The following is a 14,380-nucleotide window of genomic DNA, read 5'->3' as shown; positions in this document are numbered from 1 at the left end:
TATCACAAGCAACGGATAAAAGTAGCTAGGCTTCATCTTAAAGTGTCAAGACAACGTAAAGACAAAGCAATTAAAGATGCTTTGGCGTTAGTCCAGTCTAATGATCTGGTAGTTTATGAAGCTTTAAAGGTAAGAAACTTAGTCAAAAACCGTAAGCTATCTAAGTCTATTTCTGATGCTTCTTGGTATCAATTCACTGAATGGTTTGAATTTTTTGCCAAGATTTATCGGATTGTTTGTATTGCTGTACCACCGCATTTTACTAGCCAAGATTGTTGAGTTTGTGGGACGAGAGTTCAAAAAACATTAAGCACTAGAACTCATCAATGTCCTAACTGTAAAACAATCTTAGATAGGGATCATAATGCAGCAATCAACATTCTTAAAAAAGGGTTGAAATATTTGGGAAATCATCTCAACGGTACTGTTGGGCAAACAGAAACCGACCCAAACGCATAATAGAGAGTCCGGCAAGAAAGATTTTCAGTGGAGACATTGAGAATCTAAGCTGTCTCGTTGAACAAGGAATTTACGATAGTGATAGGTCAAGAATCCCCCGTCACAGCGTAGCTTGACGGTGGGAGTATGTCAAATTTTGCTGAGAATACGCTGGACTATATCCATTCCTGTGAAGGCTTGCCAGCCAAAAAGACCTAAAATGACGGCATTAAGGGTAATATGGGTGATTCTGGCCAATTCATTGCCTTTTTGCATTAAAGGTACTAAAGCGGCGCTGATCGAGATTAAACCCACCATCCCTAAACCCGCCAGCAGATGGGGACCGACAAATAATTTACCGTTATTAATATAAGTCACCGCCATACCCCCGATCGTCCCCAAGACCATTAAAGCGAGGATTAGGGAGCCAATTTGATAGTGTTTAGTGCGAAAATCCTTGGGCAATAATTCTTTTTTTAGGTCCTTATCTGCTGTACGCGTCCGTCGCCATTGTAGCCCCGAATAGAGGGCATAGATAGTTAACCCTAATAAAACCCACATGAGAATGGGATGGCCAAATTGTGACCAAGTTTTTACGGCACTGGGAATCTCGAAGTTCATAGTTGTCTGTTCTCATCAAAGATCGCTTCTTAATAAAAATTAACATGAATCGCTCACTCTTCCTTATTTTTCGGGTCATTAGACTTGTCAGACTAGATCAGCAACATAGCTCACCATCACCAGTACGCGCCACTTCCCGCTCTCCTATAGCTTTTAAACAGGATTTAGTAAGAATAATGCCAGAAGCGGCAAAACTAAGGGTTTCAACCTAGACGCAGTTTAGTGATAATTCTTTGACAATATAGTTGAATTCCTTGCAGCTTGGCTAGGGAGAATTTTGGTTTAATGGGAAGGATCAGTAAAGACATAAAACTCATCCGCAGCAAGCGATAAACAAGGATAGTTAAAGTCGTATGTTTTTCGAGACTGAGAAGATAACTATAGATATTATGAGTTAGTCTTAGATAACCATAGCGACGGGTGATAGAAGATGGTTCATGAATGATTTTAATCTGATTGGTAACAACAACTAAATAGCCTTGATTTGCGTATCTTCGGGAAAAATCAAAGTCTTCGTAGTAGAGAAAGTAATCGGGATCAAAATGGGGACAAGTGTAAAAATTAGAGAAATTAATTAATAAACTGCATCCCGTCACCCAGTCGGGAATAAGATAGGATTTATCTCCGTAGTCTAAGGATTCCTCCACCACGTTAATTGTGCCGATTTTGGCATTAAATTTTCCCCAACCAAACCAGATTTTACCATCCGGTTCGTAAATTTCTGTACCAGCGATGGCAACTTCCGGATATTGCTGAAAAAATTTGCTTGCTTTCTCCAGAGAGTCCGGTAATAAGTAAGCGTCAGGATTAACTAACCAAACGATAGCTTCTCTGTCTTGTTGATAAATCCAATCAAGTCCCAGATTACATCCTTTCCCAAATCCTAAATTTTCCCCCGCTTCAATAATCTTGACTCTTTGCGCTGCTAAAGATTGGATATTTTTATCTTCAATGGAATTGTTAACAATGATGAGAGTAGCAGATAATTCATCGTTGAGGGAAGCGATTAAACGCTTAATTAATTCCGCGCAATTGTAGTTAACGGTCAATAGATAAATCATTACAGATAAAAGGTAGAGAATTACTTTTTCTGAAGACGACAGAGATTAAATTTTTCGATTTTGGTGGGAAAGGGTTGACAACTTTGGAAGTCAATAACGAGATTTTCCTTCGCTAAATCCCCCACTATATCAGGCGATTTTTTATTAAAGTCCGTCTGGAGAATGTAGAGAGATTCTGGGGGAGTATTAGCAATAAATGTCTCGGCATTTTTTCGCATTAAAGTTCCCTCACTGACTCCAGTATTGCCTTTGAGTCTCACAAAACGAGTCGAAGCGGGAAAATAAGGGACGATAAAAGATGTTCCTTCATCTCCCCAGATAACAATCGTGGAATTTTCGTAGGGTTTTAATGCTTGACTATCGATACCAAAATAATGATCTGACCATCCCATTCTCCACCAATCCATCGGTTTAACCGTAGTGACAATTAAGGAAAATATTACCAAATTTATGATTAATAATGGTTTCTTTCGAGGATAAAGATAGGCAATAATCAAAATAATTAAAGTGGGAGTGATTAATTCTAATGGCATCAGATAACGATAGATAGAAAATCCCACTAACCAAATAGAGTAAGCGGTCAGAGAAAAAGGCAGTAAAAACCCTAAAACTGCACCGTGGGTTAAGTCAGGTTCAGAAGATAGATTGCGCTTAGAAATAGCACGAAAAATAATCACTACTATTAGTAAAATTATCAATAAATAGGTTATAGCTAATCGGCTATCTTGGAAAGGAACCTCAGATACAAGAGTTTGTCTCTGGATAAAATAAACAGGATAAAACAACCATTGCCAGATATCTTTAGGCAAATATTGTATCCCTTTAAAATTGTAGTCGGTTTCGATATAAGGAGATTGAAAGATTTTATTATAGAAGGGAAAAAGAGGATTAGCAAACTTTGTCCACATTAGGATAATCCAATAACCAGCAGTGAGACTAAAACCCACGGCCATTGAGAGAATTGATAGAATTAAATTGCGTAACTTTTCTGACCAAGAATTAGGTAAAAAATTAATAGCTACCAAAAAGCTAATACTATATAAAGCATTGGTTAATTTAAACCCCGTTGCTAATCCTAATAAGAATCCAGATAAAAGAATATTTTTAGAGGGAATTGGCAGATTTTTCCCGAAACTACTAACTATAAAAAATAATCCTCCCAGAACGAAAACACTGGTGGTATTATCACCAATACTGGTTCCTAACTCCGAGATATAGGCTGCCCCAAAAATACTGGTAATCGCTGCCGCTATGCTTAGAGTTATCTTGTATCTTTCCGAAACTTTATCTAGGGAATGATAGGTAATTAGGTGAACTAACCATTGATTTAACCCGTGAAATCCTCCCATTAAAAACCCTACGACAATCGGAGGCAGTTTCAGATAATAAATAGCGACAAAGAAGGGAACATCGATGAGGGGATTAAAAAAAGTTTGTATCTGTGCGGGTAGGACATCATACTTAAACCTTCCTGTCAATAACATATAGGGATTATAAAAATGATAATTGCGTAAATCCCAACTAACATCTTGACCTAAAATAACCGAGATAATTCCCAAAGCAATAAAGTAGATAATTGCCCAAAATAAGGGATGAGAAATTGGAAACCGTTTCAGGGTTGTCATCATTGATTACCTAGTTTTCTAGAGTATTTAAGTTGAAATTTTTCCGAGTTTACAAATTGAGTATTTTTCAATAGCAGTTATAAAAGGTTGACAATTATTGCGATCAATAACAAGTTTACGCAATTCTAAAGCTGCTTGCTTAGATTTTTCCCTATCTGATTCTTTTAGTTCAAAATTGACCTCTAGTAAATACAGCGATGATTCGGGAGTTTTATCGATAATCTCTTCTGCTATTTTACTCATTTTGGTATGAGGACTTAACCCAAAATTACCAGTAATCCGCAGGAAGCGAGTATTACTAGAAAAATAGGGAACCACATAGCCGACCGGTTCTCCTCCCCAGAGAACAATTACATCATCTTGATATTGTACCAAAGCTTGTCTATCAATACTAAAATAGTTATCCGACCAAGGTATTCGCCACCAATCTAGGGGTTTAACAGTAGCTAAAATTAAAACAAAAATCCCCAGATTTACTAATAATACTGGGTTTCTTTTGGGATAGAAATAGACAACAATTAAGATAATTAAAATGGGAGTAATTAACTCTAAAACTATGAGATAGCGATAGATAGAAAATTTCATTAACCAAATCAAGTAAGCGGTCAAATAAAAGGGTAGTAAAAAGCTTAAATTTGAGGTATAAATTAGGTTATTTACAGGAAAAGTTAATTTTTTGTTACCATAGCGATAAAGAATAAAACCCAGCAATATTACTATGAGAATATAAGCGATCGCAAAGCGAGATTCTTTAAATTTAAGTTCAGCTACTAAGGTTTGTTCTTGAGCAAAATAAAAAGGGTAAAATAACCATTGCCAAATGTCTCTAGGCAAAAATCGCAGGTCTTGCAAATTGACATCGGTTTCTATATAAGGAGATTGAAAAATTTTATTAAAGAACGGAAAAAGAGGATTAGCAAACTTTGTCCACATTAGGATAATCCAATAACCAGCAGTGAGACTAAAACCCACGGCCATTGAGAGAATTGATAACATGAGGTTACGCAGTTTATCAGGCCAAGAATTGGGTAAAAAATTAATGGCTATCAAAAAGCTGATACTATATAAAGCATTGGTTAATTTTAACCCCGTTGCCAATCCTAATAAGAGTCCAGCTAAAAGAATATTTTTAGAGGGAATTGGCAGATTTTTCCCGAAACTACTAACTATAAAAAATAATCCTCCCAGAACGAAAACACTGGTGGTATTATCACCAATACTGGTTCCTAACTCCGAGATATAGGCTGCCCCAAAAATACTGGTAATCGCTGCCGCTATGCTTAGAGTTATCTTGTATCTTTCCGAAACTTTATCTAGGGAATGATAGGTAATTAGGTGAACTAACCATTGATTTAACCCGTGCAATCCTCCCATTAAAAACCCCACGACAATCGGAGGCAGTTTTAGATAATAAATAGCGACGAAAAAGGGAACATCAATCAGGGGATTAAAAAAAGTTTGTATCTGCGCGGGTAGGACATCATACTTAAACCTTCCTGTCAATAACATATAGGGATTATAAAAATGATAGTTTCGTAAATCCCAACTAACATCTTGACCTAAAATAACCGAGATAATTCCCAAAGCAACAAAGTAGATAATTGCCCAAAATAAGGGATGAGAAAGTGGAAAACGTTTCAGGATTGTCATAATTGAAAATTCAAGATTTATTTGTTTAGTTTTACTAGCTTAACTTGGCAATTTATAGTTAAGGATGAGATTAAGATTACCTAGTAACAATCCCAAAAAGACAATCAGCATGATTATCTTGACAAAATTAGTTAAAATTTTCGATTTTTTCTCGGTTAAATCATTAAAGAAAAATCCCCCTAAAGTAATTGCCGTTCCGATAATAAAGTCATATCTACCGTAAGGGGAACTCAAAACCCAATCCTTAATATTTAAATTCACCGACCAAACGACAAGAAAAATAAAGATAGTGGCAGCACTGATAAAATCAGGGTTCTTACGAAAATCGTCTAAGAATATACCAAGCACTAGCAAGAGAAATCCATAGTAAGGAATTACATACCAAGCATAGTAATGGCTTTGAGCGCCAGAAAAAATAAGAAGAATTGTATAGATTAATATAGGAAAAATAATTAATCGTATCTTAGATATTTTCAAAGGAAATCTGGCAACTAACAGTAGAGTGATCCAACTAAAAATTAACCAACCATCCTCAAAAAAAACTGTAGGTAAAACTAGATTTTTTAACATAGCAAAATCCGTAAAGCGATTTTTATGTTCTTGGAGAGTAGTTAAAAACCAACTAAAATCATAAAACCAACCGTAAAGGTAATACAAACCTAAGGATAAAACTGCCGTCAGAGAAGCGATTAAGCTATCTCGCCAATTTTTTTGGAATAATAGTAAAGCGACTAGAGAACCTAGAATATATAATCCTGTCACCTTAACTAAAGGTGCTAAACCACCTAGAACTATAGCCAAGTATAGATACTTTTTTTGAGACTTTTCACCGTACTGAAGGAATAAAATTGCTACCGCTAAACTTAGACATAATAATAAATTTTCACTAACTGCTAAACGAGATAAAAAAACCGTATTGGGGTTAGTGGCAAAAATTAAAGAAGTTATAATCGCCACACCGGTATTAGTCAAACGTAAAGCTAATAAATAAAGCAAGAAAATAGAGAGACTGCCAAAAACTAAAGAAGGAATTCTAATTACTGTTAAACTACAGTCAAAAAATTCCTTTGCTCCCGATAAAATAGCCGTCATACCCACAATTAATCCAAACAAGGGAGGATGATCAAACCAAGGGGTAACAAAACGATAACGAACAGCAGTTTTTTCCCAAACTGTCACCAAAAAATCATCCGTGGGACTGAGGAAAGACCAACTGGTAGGAACTCCCTCTTGAATCAAACTCATGCCACTCCAAGCAAAAGCAAATTCATCTTGAGTCCAGTTATAGGGAGGCAAGGAATCGTACTGATAATATCTTAAGATAAATCCCAAGACCGTAATTAATACACCCAGAAATAGACGGTAATCAAACTTTTCAAAATTCTTAAATAGAAAATCTCGTTGCAGCATTATTCTGAAATTAGCTCGCTATTTATTTTTTGGGGTGAACCCGTGCTATTGTATCACGGTTTGACGGTTAAATTTTTTGGCAAACCCAGAGCGATTAAATACCTGATTATCGAGATGACTTAACCTTGATAATTTCTCCTTCGTAAATTCTCAGGGGTATCAAAGGGCAAACTCATCTTTAATAGCCAACTCTAGGCAAGGGACTCATTTCTAGGAGAAAAGTTCCCCAGTTTCTCCCTACTAAACTATAACTTAAGAGATTGACATTACCATCAGCAATATGCTAAAAAACATTAGCTTAAGTAGGGAGGCACAATTATTTGTAGGATAGGTTAGCGGTAGCGTAACATAATCGGGCGTTGGGTTTCATGCTTCAACCCAACCTACGTTCATCTTATATTTAATTCCACCCACCTACTTAATAGCCTAGTAACAACAATTACCCCGTTAAAAATCCCTATATTTTCCCCTAAAGCAAAAATCTTTATCCTTAGTTGCCAACATGATTCGTCAGTTAAATTATTCTAGAGTTTGGTTGTTATTAATCCTTATTTTTGCCCTTTTCCTCCGTCTAAATGCCGCTTTCTCTTATCCTAATATTCTCTGGCCGGATGAAATTTTTCAGACCTTAGAACAGGGTCATCGACTAGCTTTTGGTAATGGGATGATACCTTGGGATTTTCGGGACGGGATTCGTTCTTGGTTATTTCCAGGCATTCTTGGCGGGATTATGAAGTTAACTGCTGGTTTTTCCGAGGGCTCCAGTGGCTATCTGGCCAGCGTCAAGATTTTCCTCAGTTTACTATCTTTAATCCCCGTTTGGATCGGATTCTTGATCGCCTACGAAAGTATCGGTTTGGCTGGTGCTATCCTAACCGGCGGTATTTGTGCGATTTGGTTTGAATTTATCTATTTTGCCCCGAAAGCCTTCACCGAAGTTATTGCTGCTTATTCCCTGCTAGTCGGCGTTTATTTAGGATGTTACGGCAAAAATCCCCCCTCTCGTCAGCGACTGTATTGGACGGGGTTTTTCTACGGATTGACCACCTATCTTCGATTTCATTTACTGCCTGCCATCGCCATCGCCCTCATTTATCAAATTAGACAAAAAAACTTTCCACAATTACTGCCCCTTGCCCTCGGTTTTCTCGGTCCGGTTTTGCTGGGTGGCGCTTTAGACACTTTCACTTTGTCCACCCCCTTCCAATCGATTTGGAAACTGATCTGGATTAATATTTTTGAAGGAAAATTTAATAGTTTTGGCGTATCCCCCTGGCAGCAATATTTTACTTGGTTAGCCCTCAATTGGTCTTGGTGGCTGTTTCCGATCCTCTTCTTCTCTGCAATCGCTGCTCGTCGTCACTGGATTCTCGCCCTTCTGGCCCTAGTTATTATCCTCTCTCACAGCTTTTTAGGTCACAAAGAATATCGCTATATGTTCCCTGCCCTACCATTAATTATTATTCTCGCCAGTTTGGGAACCGCCACTCTCGTCTCGCGTTTATCGTTAATGCGAGGTTCCCTCGCCAGCAAAACTATCATTATTTTTAGTAGTTTACTTCTTTGGGCTTTTCTATCCTGGTTATTGGCGGGGCGTTTTAATACCGACCAGACTTTTAATTTCGGACCGCCTTGGCAAAAACCGGGCTATACTCACTGGCAAACCCACGGCGGACAATTACAGGCCTATCAGTATTTAAGTAGCGAGAAAAAACTCTGCGGTTTAGGAGTAAAAGGATTGGCGTGGCAATATACGGGGGGATACGCCTACTTACACCAAGATGTACCGATTTATTTCCTCAAAGATAACCAAAATTTCGAGGAACTACAACCTTATTTTAATTATCTATTATTTAACCAAGACCGGGCCGCCGTCGGAGATTATCAACGGGAGAAATGCTTTAACGGAACTTGCGTTTACAGGCGATCTAATTCTTGTCAAGTTAACCCGAATTATCATATCAATCAGTATCTCAAAGAAGCTGGTGAGTAGGATCATATATCTTTAGGCAAACTTGCAGAATTTGTAAGGATTCAGGTGCCTCAAATGCAGTCACAGAGCGGCTTCTAAAATCTCAGAACTCGCTAAACTAACAGTTTCATTCTCAATAAGCACGAAAATTAAGGCTTTCAGCGTTTCTTAATGAGAATGAGGATTTGTCCATAATTCGCCTAAATGCTTACACAGCATGGGTTTGACTGCTTTTTGTCTGACCTGAATCCTTACCAGAATTTGTCAAAAATAAGTCTAAAAAGCAGAAAAAAAGTTAATTATCTAAGCGGGATAACTTCGATCATGAAAAAAGTTAAAATCTTGCCAATTTACCTAAGTTTTCTGATTTTAATCTACATACTTTTTGTGATCATCGTCAACCTCTCCTCTTTCCCCAGATTGCACGGAGATGAGGCTTGGTTTGGACTGAATGCCAGCAAAATCATCCACCACTGTTTTGATTGAATACTGTCCCAATTGTCGAGATTTTCCCAAATATTGGAAAATTATCTAAGGAAGTTACCCAGAATCTATAATTATTCAAAATCAATTATCTGCAAAAATTCTCAGCCTATATATTAACGAAAGCCAATAATAAGCTGACTTTAACCATCAAAAATTTTGGTAAATATCTTGACAAATGATCCCAATCGAGGGTATTATTAGAGTGGTTTTGGTAAAAATATCCAACAGCCAGACACCTTCTAGACTAACTTAAGTAGGGAGGCACAATTATTTGTAGGATGGGTTAGCGGTAGCGTAACCCATGCGGGCGTTGGGTTTCATGCTTCACCCCAACCTACGTTCATCTTATATTTAATTCCACCCACCCACTTAGTAAAATTAATTCCTTCCTATTGATAGATGAAAATCAAGAAATATCTTAAGTTCTGGAAATATCCTCGCTTAGTTGATGAACGAGAGACTTTAATTGAAGAACGAGATTCTCTCAAAGATCATCTGAAGAGTTTGAATCAAGAAAAACAAGAAATGATTCGAGAAAAAAATGCTCTTTATGAAAGATTAGGTCAGTTATCCTTAACCATTCCCGAACTGCAAGAAATTAGTCCGAAACTTCTCGATATTAGCGTGCTCAAAAATAAGGGCCGCCAGTTTCGAGTCCAATTAGATGCCGAAAAAGAAAAACTCGCTCCCGACAATTTTGGCTGGTATCCTTACAACACTTTAACCTGCTTCGAGATTCTCGAATTACTATTAACAGGTAAAAACCGTTTTCTCCTAGAACTAATCTCGGAAAAACCGATTGTTGATATTGGTTGTGCCGATGGCGATCTGGCGTTTTTTCTGGAATCTTTGGGCTGTAAAGTACAGGTGGTTGACTACGCTCCTACTAACTTTAATCTTATGCAGGGGGTTAAACTGCTCAAAACCGCACTTTCTTCCTCTGTGGAGATTCATGATGTTAACTTAGATTCCCAGTTTCTCCTCCCCGAAAAAAGCTATAGTTTAGTCATCTTCTTAGGAATTTTATACCATCTCAAAAATCCCTACTATGCCCTCGAAACCTTAGCGAAATCTGCCAATTATTGCCTGATTAGCACCCGCGTCACTAAGTTTAATACGGTGAGTAATGCCGCTAATCGAATCGATCTTTCCGCGATTCCTCTAGCCTATTTACTCGATGAACTAGAAGCAAATAATGATTCCACCAACTATTGGATCTTTTCTAATGCCGGGTTACGCCGAATTTTACAGCGAACCGGCTGGGAAATTTGCGATTATATAACAGTAGGTAATACCGAAAACTCCGATCCCGCCAGTCGTGACGGCGATGAAAGAGCCTATTGTTTAGTAAAAAGTCGTTTCTATCAAGATTAGAAATGCCTAAATATCAGACCAGTCTCCTAAAAATATGAACTATCCCCCTAATCCCCTCTTAAACCGACGTAGTTTGCTGAAATTAGCGGCCCTAGCCGGAGGAAGTGCCGGACTAGCTACCCTTCTCTCCTCTCGGCTCAGTTATTCTGCCGACCAAAACCAAGCTAGTGCCGAGAATATAGAGGCAATAGAGGAATTTTTGCGGCAAATTCGCCCAGTAAATTCGCAAAATCTCCAGTGGACAGAATATAGCTTTGAAACAGTCACCGTTGATCGTCGAGGGCAAATTATCGATCGCCGTCAGGGTAGCGCTCGCTCCTGGCGCGAACCCCTAGGCAACGGCAGCGAACTAGAAATGGTGGCTATTCCGGGGGGCAGTTTTCTACGAGGCTCGAAAAATGAAGAAAGAGGCGATCATACTAGCAGTGAAAAACCAGAAAATTCCCTGACGACGGCGGCTTTTTTTCTGAGCAAATACCCGATCACCCAAGCACAATGGCGAGCGATCGCACAACTTCCCAAAATTAATCTCGAACTCAACCCGGCGCCCTCCTTTTTCCAAGGTGATAACTTACCCGTTGAGAGAGTCTCCTGGTACGAGGCGATCGAATTTTGTCAAAGACTCTCCCGATCCACCGGCAAAGATTACCGACTAGCGAGTGAATCACGCTGGGAATACGCCTGTCGCGCCGGTACAACCACCCCCTTTTACTGCGGGGAAACCCTCACCAGCGAGCGGGCCAATTACTTTGCCGTCTATGATCCCTACGCCGAAGAACCTAACACCACCTATCTGGCCAGGACTACCCCGGTGGGCAGTTTCGCCCCCAATAATTTCGGTCTCTACGATATGCACGGCAACGTGGGCGAATGGTGCGCCGATAGCTGGCACCGGAATTACGAGGGAACCCCGCCCCTGGATGGTAGTGCTTGGTTAGACAGGGATACTCGCTTGCAGCCCCGTTATCGTTCCGCCCGCTTAGTGCGAGGGGGCAGTTGGGGCGATGAAGCCAGGCACCTACGCAGTGCCAATCGCACCTTTTGCCCTCCTGAGCAACAGCACAGTGTCTTGGGTTTACGAGTCATGGCCGATAGTACCGGTTAATCAATGCTTGTGTCCGCCCAAGAGACGACAAAGGTATGGTTCAATAGGTTAGGTTCCAAAGGGCCAAAAGTATTCAGAATCTTCTGCCGTTGTCAGTGCGTCTATAGCTAAATCAACCGCGAGTGAGGTCAAATTTTTCATGAAGGTACAGCAGTCTCATCTTTTCTTAACTCCCCCCACAGGAGATCTACAGGTACCTTTATCTCCTCCTCCCCCGGACGACGGCAACTTAGAAGAAGAAAAAAATTATCCTCTCAGCCTGTCTCTAGTCATTCCCACCTACAATGAACGGCAAAATATCGTTCAATTAGTCAACATTCTCAGTCAAATACTTGACGAAGCCCTTCCCAACGATTACGAACTGATCGTTGTCGATGATAATAGTCCTGATCGCACTTGGGAAGTCGCCGCGTCTTTAATCCCTGAATATCCCCAGCTGCGAGTGCTGCGCCGGGAGGGAGAAAAAGGCCTATCCTCGGCAGTGGTACGGGGGTGGCAAGTGGCACGGGGCGACATCCTTGGGGTCATCGATGCCGATTTACAGCATCCCCCGGAAGTGTTATTAAAATTATTCGAGCAAACCAGAGCCGGAGCCGATCTCGCCCTGGCTAGTCGCCATGTGGAAGGGGGTGGAGTCAGCCAATGGAGTCTGACTCGACGCTTCCTCTCCCGGGGGGCGCAGCTGTTGGGATTAGTCATTCTGCCTAACGTGGTGGGACGGGTATCGGATCCGATGAGTGGCTATTTCATGGTTAATCGACAAGCGATCGCTGGCCCGATCTTAAACCCGATGGGCTATAAAATCCTCCTCGAAGTTATCGGTCGCGGCAATATCGACCGGATCGCCGAAGTGGGTTACGTTTTCCAAGAGCGTCAAGACGGTGAAAGCAAAGTCACCTGGCAACAATACATCGAATATATCCTGCACTTGCTGAAATTGCGTTCCCGCGGTCGTTTCGGTGGCCTGAAAAGGCGTTGGCAATTCCCCCTCGCTCGCTTTCTTCGCTTTAGTTTAGTCGGGTTTAGTGGCGTATTCGTCGATATGGCCATCTTTTATCTCCTCAGCGATCCCACTACCCTCGCTTGGGGAGTAACTCGCAGTAAGATTATCGCCGCCGAGGTGGCCATTATTAATAATTTTCTCTGGAATGATCGCTGGACTTTTGGCGATTTGTCCACTGGCCAAAATCAGTGGCAGCAGCGTCTGAAACGTTTTCTTAAATTTAATCTTATTTGTTTGGCCGGTTTGATCCTCAACGTGCTGCTCTTGAACTTTTTCTTTAATGTCTTACATATTAATCGCTATATTGCTAACTTAATAGCGATCGCTATGGTTACTGTTTGGAACTTCTGGATGAATTTAAAACTCAGTTGGCGTGTGACGGAGGTTAAACCCGAAAAGTCCAGCAAGCAATAGTAAAGCCCGGGAAAACTTGGCCTCTCATCCTGCAAACCCTTTTTAACTCTCGTTCAACCGCTGGCAGCCTTAATTTTCGGGACTTAAAAGCGGACCAGGGTCAACAGGAAACCGATTACTGGAGATTAAGTCTCAAAGAGGGGATGGAATGGCTTAATCAAAATGCCGCCGCTAATTCTACCATTGTCGTCGCTGACCCAATCTTTGCGGCGGAAATGGTACAAGACTACCAAAAAAACTTGACGATGATCGAAATGACTGCTATTCCGCCGATTTCCCTGCAAAACTACCGTATCGCCGCGATTATTCCCTGTCACAACGAAGAACTAACGATCGCTAAAGTGGTCTCCCAATTCCAAACTTTTCTGCCAGAAGCGGCAATTTATGTTTATAACAACCGCTCTAGCGATGATACCGTGACCGAGGCGCTGAAAGCGGGGGCGATCGTTCGTCAGGAAATCCAACCGGGAAAAGGCAATGTTGTCCGGCGGATGTTTGCCGATATCGAGGCCGATATCTATATTCTCATCGATGGTGATGATACCTACGAAATTGCGGCAGTACGACGCTTAATTGAACGAATGTTGGGGGAACAATTGGATATGGTGGTCGGTGCGCGTCGGGAAGCGGCAAAATCCTCCCAGGCTTATCGTCCCGGTCATCGCGCTGGTAATCTATTTTTAACAGGATTGGTGAAATTTCTGTTTGGAGCGCGTTTAATCGATATGCTCTCCGGTTATCGCGTCTTTTCTCGTCGTTTCGTCAAATCTTTTCCCGCTTTGTCCAATGGTTTCGAGATTGAAACCGAGTTAACTATCCACGCTTTAGAATTAAAAATTCCCTTCGCCGAAGAACCAACCCTCTACGGGGAACGTCCCGAAGGTTCCCAAAGTAAGTTAAAAACCTTTCAAGATGGCTGGCGAGTATTGGGAACCGCTATCCTACTTTTTAAAGAAATTCGTCCTTTTCTCTTTTTTAGCCTTGTCTCGCTAATTTTGGCGGTTATTTCCCTCCTCTTAGCGATCCCCGTCCTGTTTGAATACCTCGAAACCGGCTTAGTACCACGTTTTCCCACCGCTATTTTATCGGCCTCGATCATGCTTTTAGCCTTTTTAAGTTTGACCTGTGGCATGATCCTCGATTCCGTCTCCCGGGGACGAAAAGAGATGAAACGAATGGCCTATCTAGCTAACAGTTGGCTGAAAGGTTAGGGAAAAAGTT

The 14,380-nt window shown here is 40.6% G+C and carries 10 protein-coding genes and 1 pseudogene; 6 read left to right on the top strand and 5 right to left on the bottom strand.

Annotated features, from left to right (window positions below; all coding sequences use genetic code 11):
- A pseudogene (locus tag H6G48_RS20805) lies at window positions 1-575 on the top strand (RNA-guided endonuclease InsQ/TnpB family protein); the annotation flags it as partial.
- Window positions 576-588: 13 nt separating this feature from the next.
- Here H6G48_RS20805 and H6G48_RS20800 read toward each other — a convergent pair.
- From H6G48_RS20800 to H6G48_RS20780, 5 genes are all read right to left on the bottom strand, one after another.
- Complete coding sequence (locus H6G48_RS20800) at window positions 589-1,059, bottom strand: DUF4079 domain-containing protein (protein WP_004162940.1); 471 nt, start codon at window positions 1,057-1,059, stop codon at window positions 589-591.
- Between the two features lie 203 nt (window positions 1,060-1,262).
- Entirely contained in the window at window positions 1,263-2,120 is an 858-nt protein-coding gene (locus H6G48_RS20795; RefSeq protein WP_190723052.1) for a glycosyltransferase, read from the bottom strand.
- Between the two features lie 20 nt (window positions 2,121-2,140).
- A complete protein-coding gene (locus tag H6G48_RS20790; protein ID WP_190723055.1) occupies window positions 2,141-3,745 on the bottom strand; it encodes a glycosyltransferase 87 family protein in 1,605 nt (534 codons plus the stop codon).
- 27 nt (window positions 3,746-3,772) lie between these two features.
- Window positions 3,773-5,395 carry a glycosyltransferase 87 family protein gene (locus H6G48_RS20785; protein ID WP_190723051.1) on the bottom strand — a complete coding sequence of 541 codons (1,623 nt, stop codon included), beginning with the start codon at window positions 5,393-5,395 and terminating at the stop codon, window positions 3,773-3,775.
- A 39-nt stretch (window positions 5,396-5,434) separates the two neighbouring features.
- Window positions 5,435-6,805, bottom strand: coding sequence for an ArnT family glycosyltransferase (locus H6G48_RS20780; RefSeq protein WP_190723050.1), 1,371 nt, complete (start codon window positions 6,803-6,805; stop codon window positions 5,435-5,437).
- A 502-nt stretch (window positions 6,806-7,307) separates the two neighbouring features.
- Between H6G48_RS20780 and H6G48_RS20775 the strand changes: the two genes are divergently transcribed.
- From H6G48_RS20775 to H6G48_RS20755, 5 genes are all read left to right on the top strand, one after another.
- Window positions 7,308-8,798 (top strand): glycosyltransferase family protein, encoded by a 1,491-nt coding sequence (locus H6G48_RS20775; protein ID WP_190723049.1) that lies wholly within the window; start codon window positions 7,308-7,310, stop codon window positions 8,796-8,798.
- Between the two features lie 864 nt (window positions 8,799-9,662).
- On the top strand, window positions 9,663-10,637 hold the full coding sequence (locus H6G48_RS20770; protein WP_190723048.1) for a methyltransferase domain-containing protein: 975 nt from the start codon (window positions 9,663-9,665) through the stop codon (window positions 10,635-10,637).
- 34 nt (window positions 10,638-10,671) lie between these two features.
- Window positions 10,672-11,742 carry a formylglycine-generating enzyme family protein gene (locus tag H6G48_RS20765; RefSeq protein ID WP_190723047.1) on the top strand — a complete coding sequence of 357 codons (1,071 nt, stop codon included), beginning with the start codon at window positions 10,672-10,674 and terminating at the stop codon, window positions 11,740-11,742.
- Between the two features lie 139 nt (window positions 11,743-11,881).
- Window positions 11,882-13,159 (top strand): glycosyltransferase, encoded by a 1,278-nt coding sequence (locus tag H6G48_RS20760; protein WP_190723046.1) that lies wholly within the window; start codon window positions 11,882-11,884, stop codon window positions 13,157-13,159.
- Between the two features lie 245 nt (window positions 13,160-13,404).
- Window positions 13,405-14,370: a glycosyltransferase family 2 protein gene (locus H6G48_RS20755; protein WP_190723054.1), complete on the top strand. Its 966-nt coding sequence runs from the start codon at window positions 13,405-13,407 to the stop codon at window positions 14,368-14,370.
- The last annotated feature ends 10 nt before the right edge of the window (window positions 14,371-14,380 follow it).

Source organism: Microcystis flos-aquae FACHB-1344, assembly GCF_014698375.1.
Lineage (GTDB): Bacteria > Cyanobacteriota > Cyanobacteriia > Cyanobacteriales > Microcystaceae > Microcystis > Microcystis aeruginosa.
This window is presented reverse-complemented; position numbering and strand designations above follow the sequence as displayed.

Excerpts from the sequence above, each read along its gene's own strand:
- H6G48_RS20800 (WP_004162940.1), bottom strand. The coding sequence starts at position 1,059 with ATGAACTTCGAGATTCCCAGTGCCGTAAAAACTTGGTCACAATTTGGC.
- H6G48_RS20795 (WP_190723052.1), bottom strand. The coding sequence starts at position 2,120 with ATGATTTATCTATTGACCGTTAACTACAATTGCGCGGAATTAATTAAG.
- H6G48_RS20790 (WP_190723055.1), bottom strand. The coding sequence starts at position 3,745 with ATGACAACCCTGAAACGGTTTCCAATTTCTCATCCCTTATTTTGGGCA.
- H6G48_RS20785 (WP_190723051.1), bottom strand. The coding sequence starts at position 5,395 with ATGACAATCCTGAAACGTTTTCCACTTTCTCATCCCTTATTTTGGGCA.
- H6G48_RS20780 (WP_190723050.1), bottom strand. The coding sequence starts at position 6,805 with ATGCTGCAACGAGATTTTCTATTTAAGAATTTTGAAAAGTTTGATTAC.
- H6G48_RS20775 (WP_190723049.1), top strand. The coding sequence starts at position 7,308 with ATGATTCGTCAGTTAAATTATTCTAGAGTTTGGTTGTTATTAATCCTT.
- H6G48_RS20770 (WP_190723048.1), top strand. The coding sequence starts at position 9,663 with ATGAAAATCAAGAAATATCTTAAGTTCTGGAAATATCCTCGCTTAGTT.
- H6G48_RS20765 (WP_190723047.1), top strand. The coding sequence starts at position 10,672 with ATGAACTATCCCCCTAATCCCCTCTTAAACCGACGTAGTTTGCTGAAA.
- H6G48_RS20760 (WP_190723046.1), top strand. The coding sequence starts at position 11,882 with ATGAAGGTACAGCAGTCTCATCTTTTCTTAACTCCCCCCACAGGAGAT.
- H6G48_RS20755 (WP_190723054.1), top strand. The coding sequence starts at position 13,405 with ATGATCGAAATGACTGCTATTCCGCCGATTTCCCTGCAAAACTACCGT.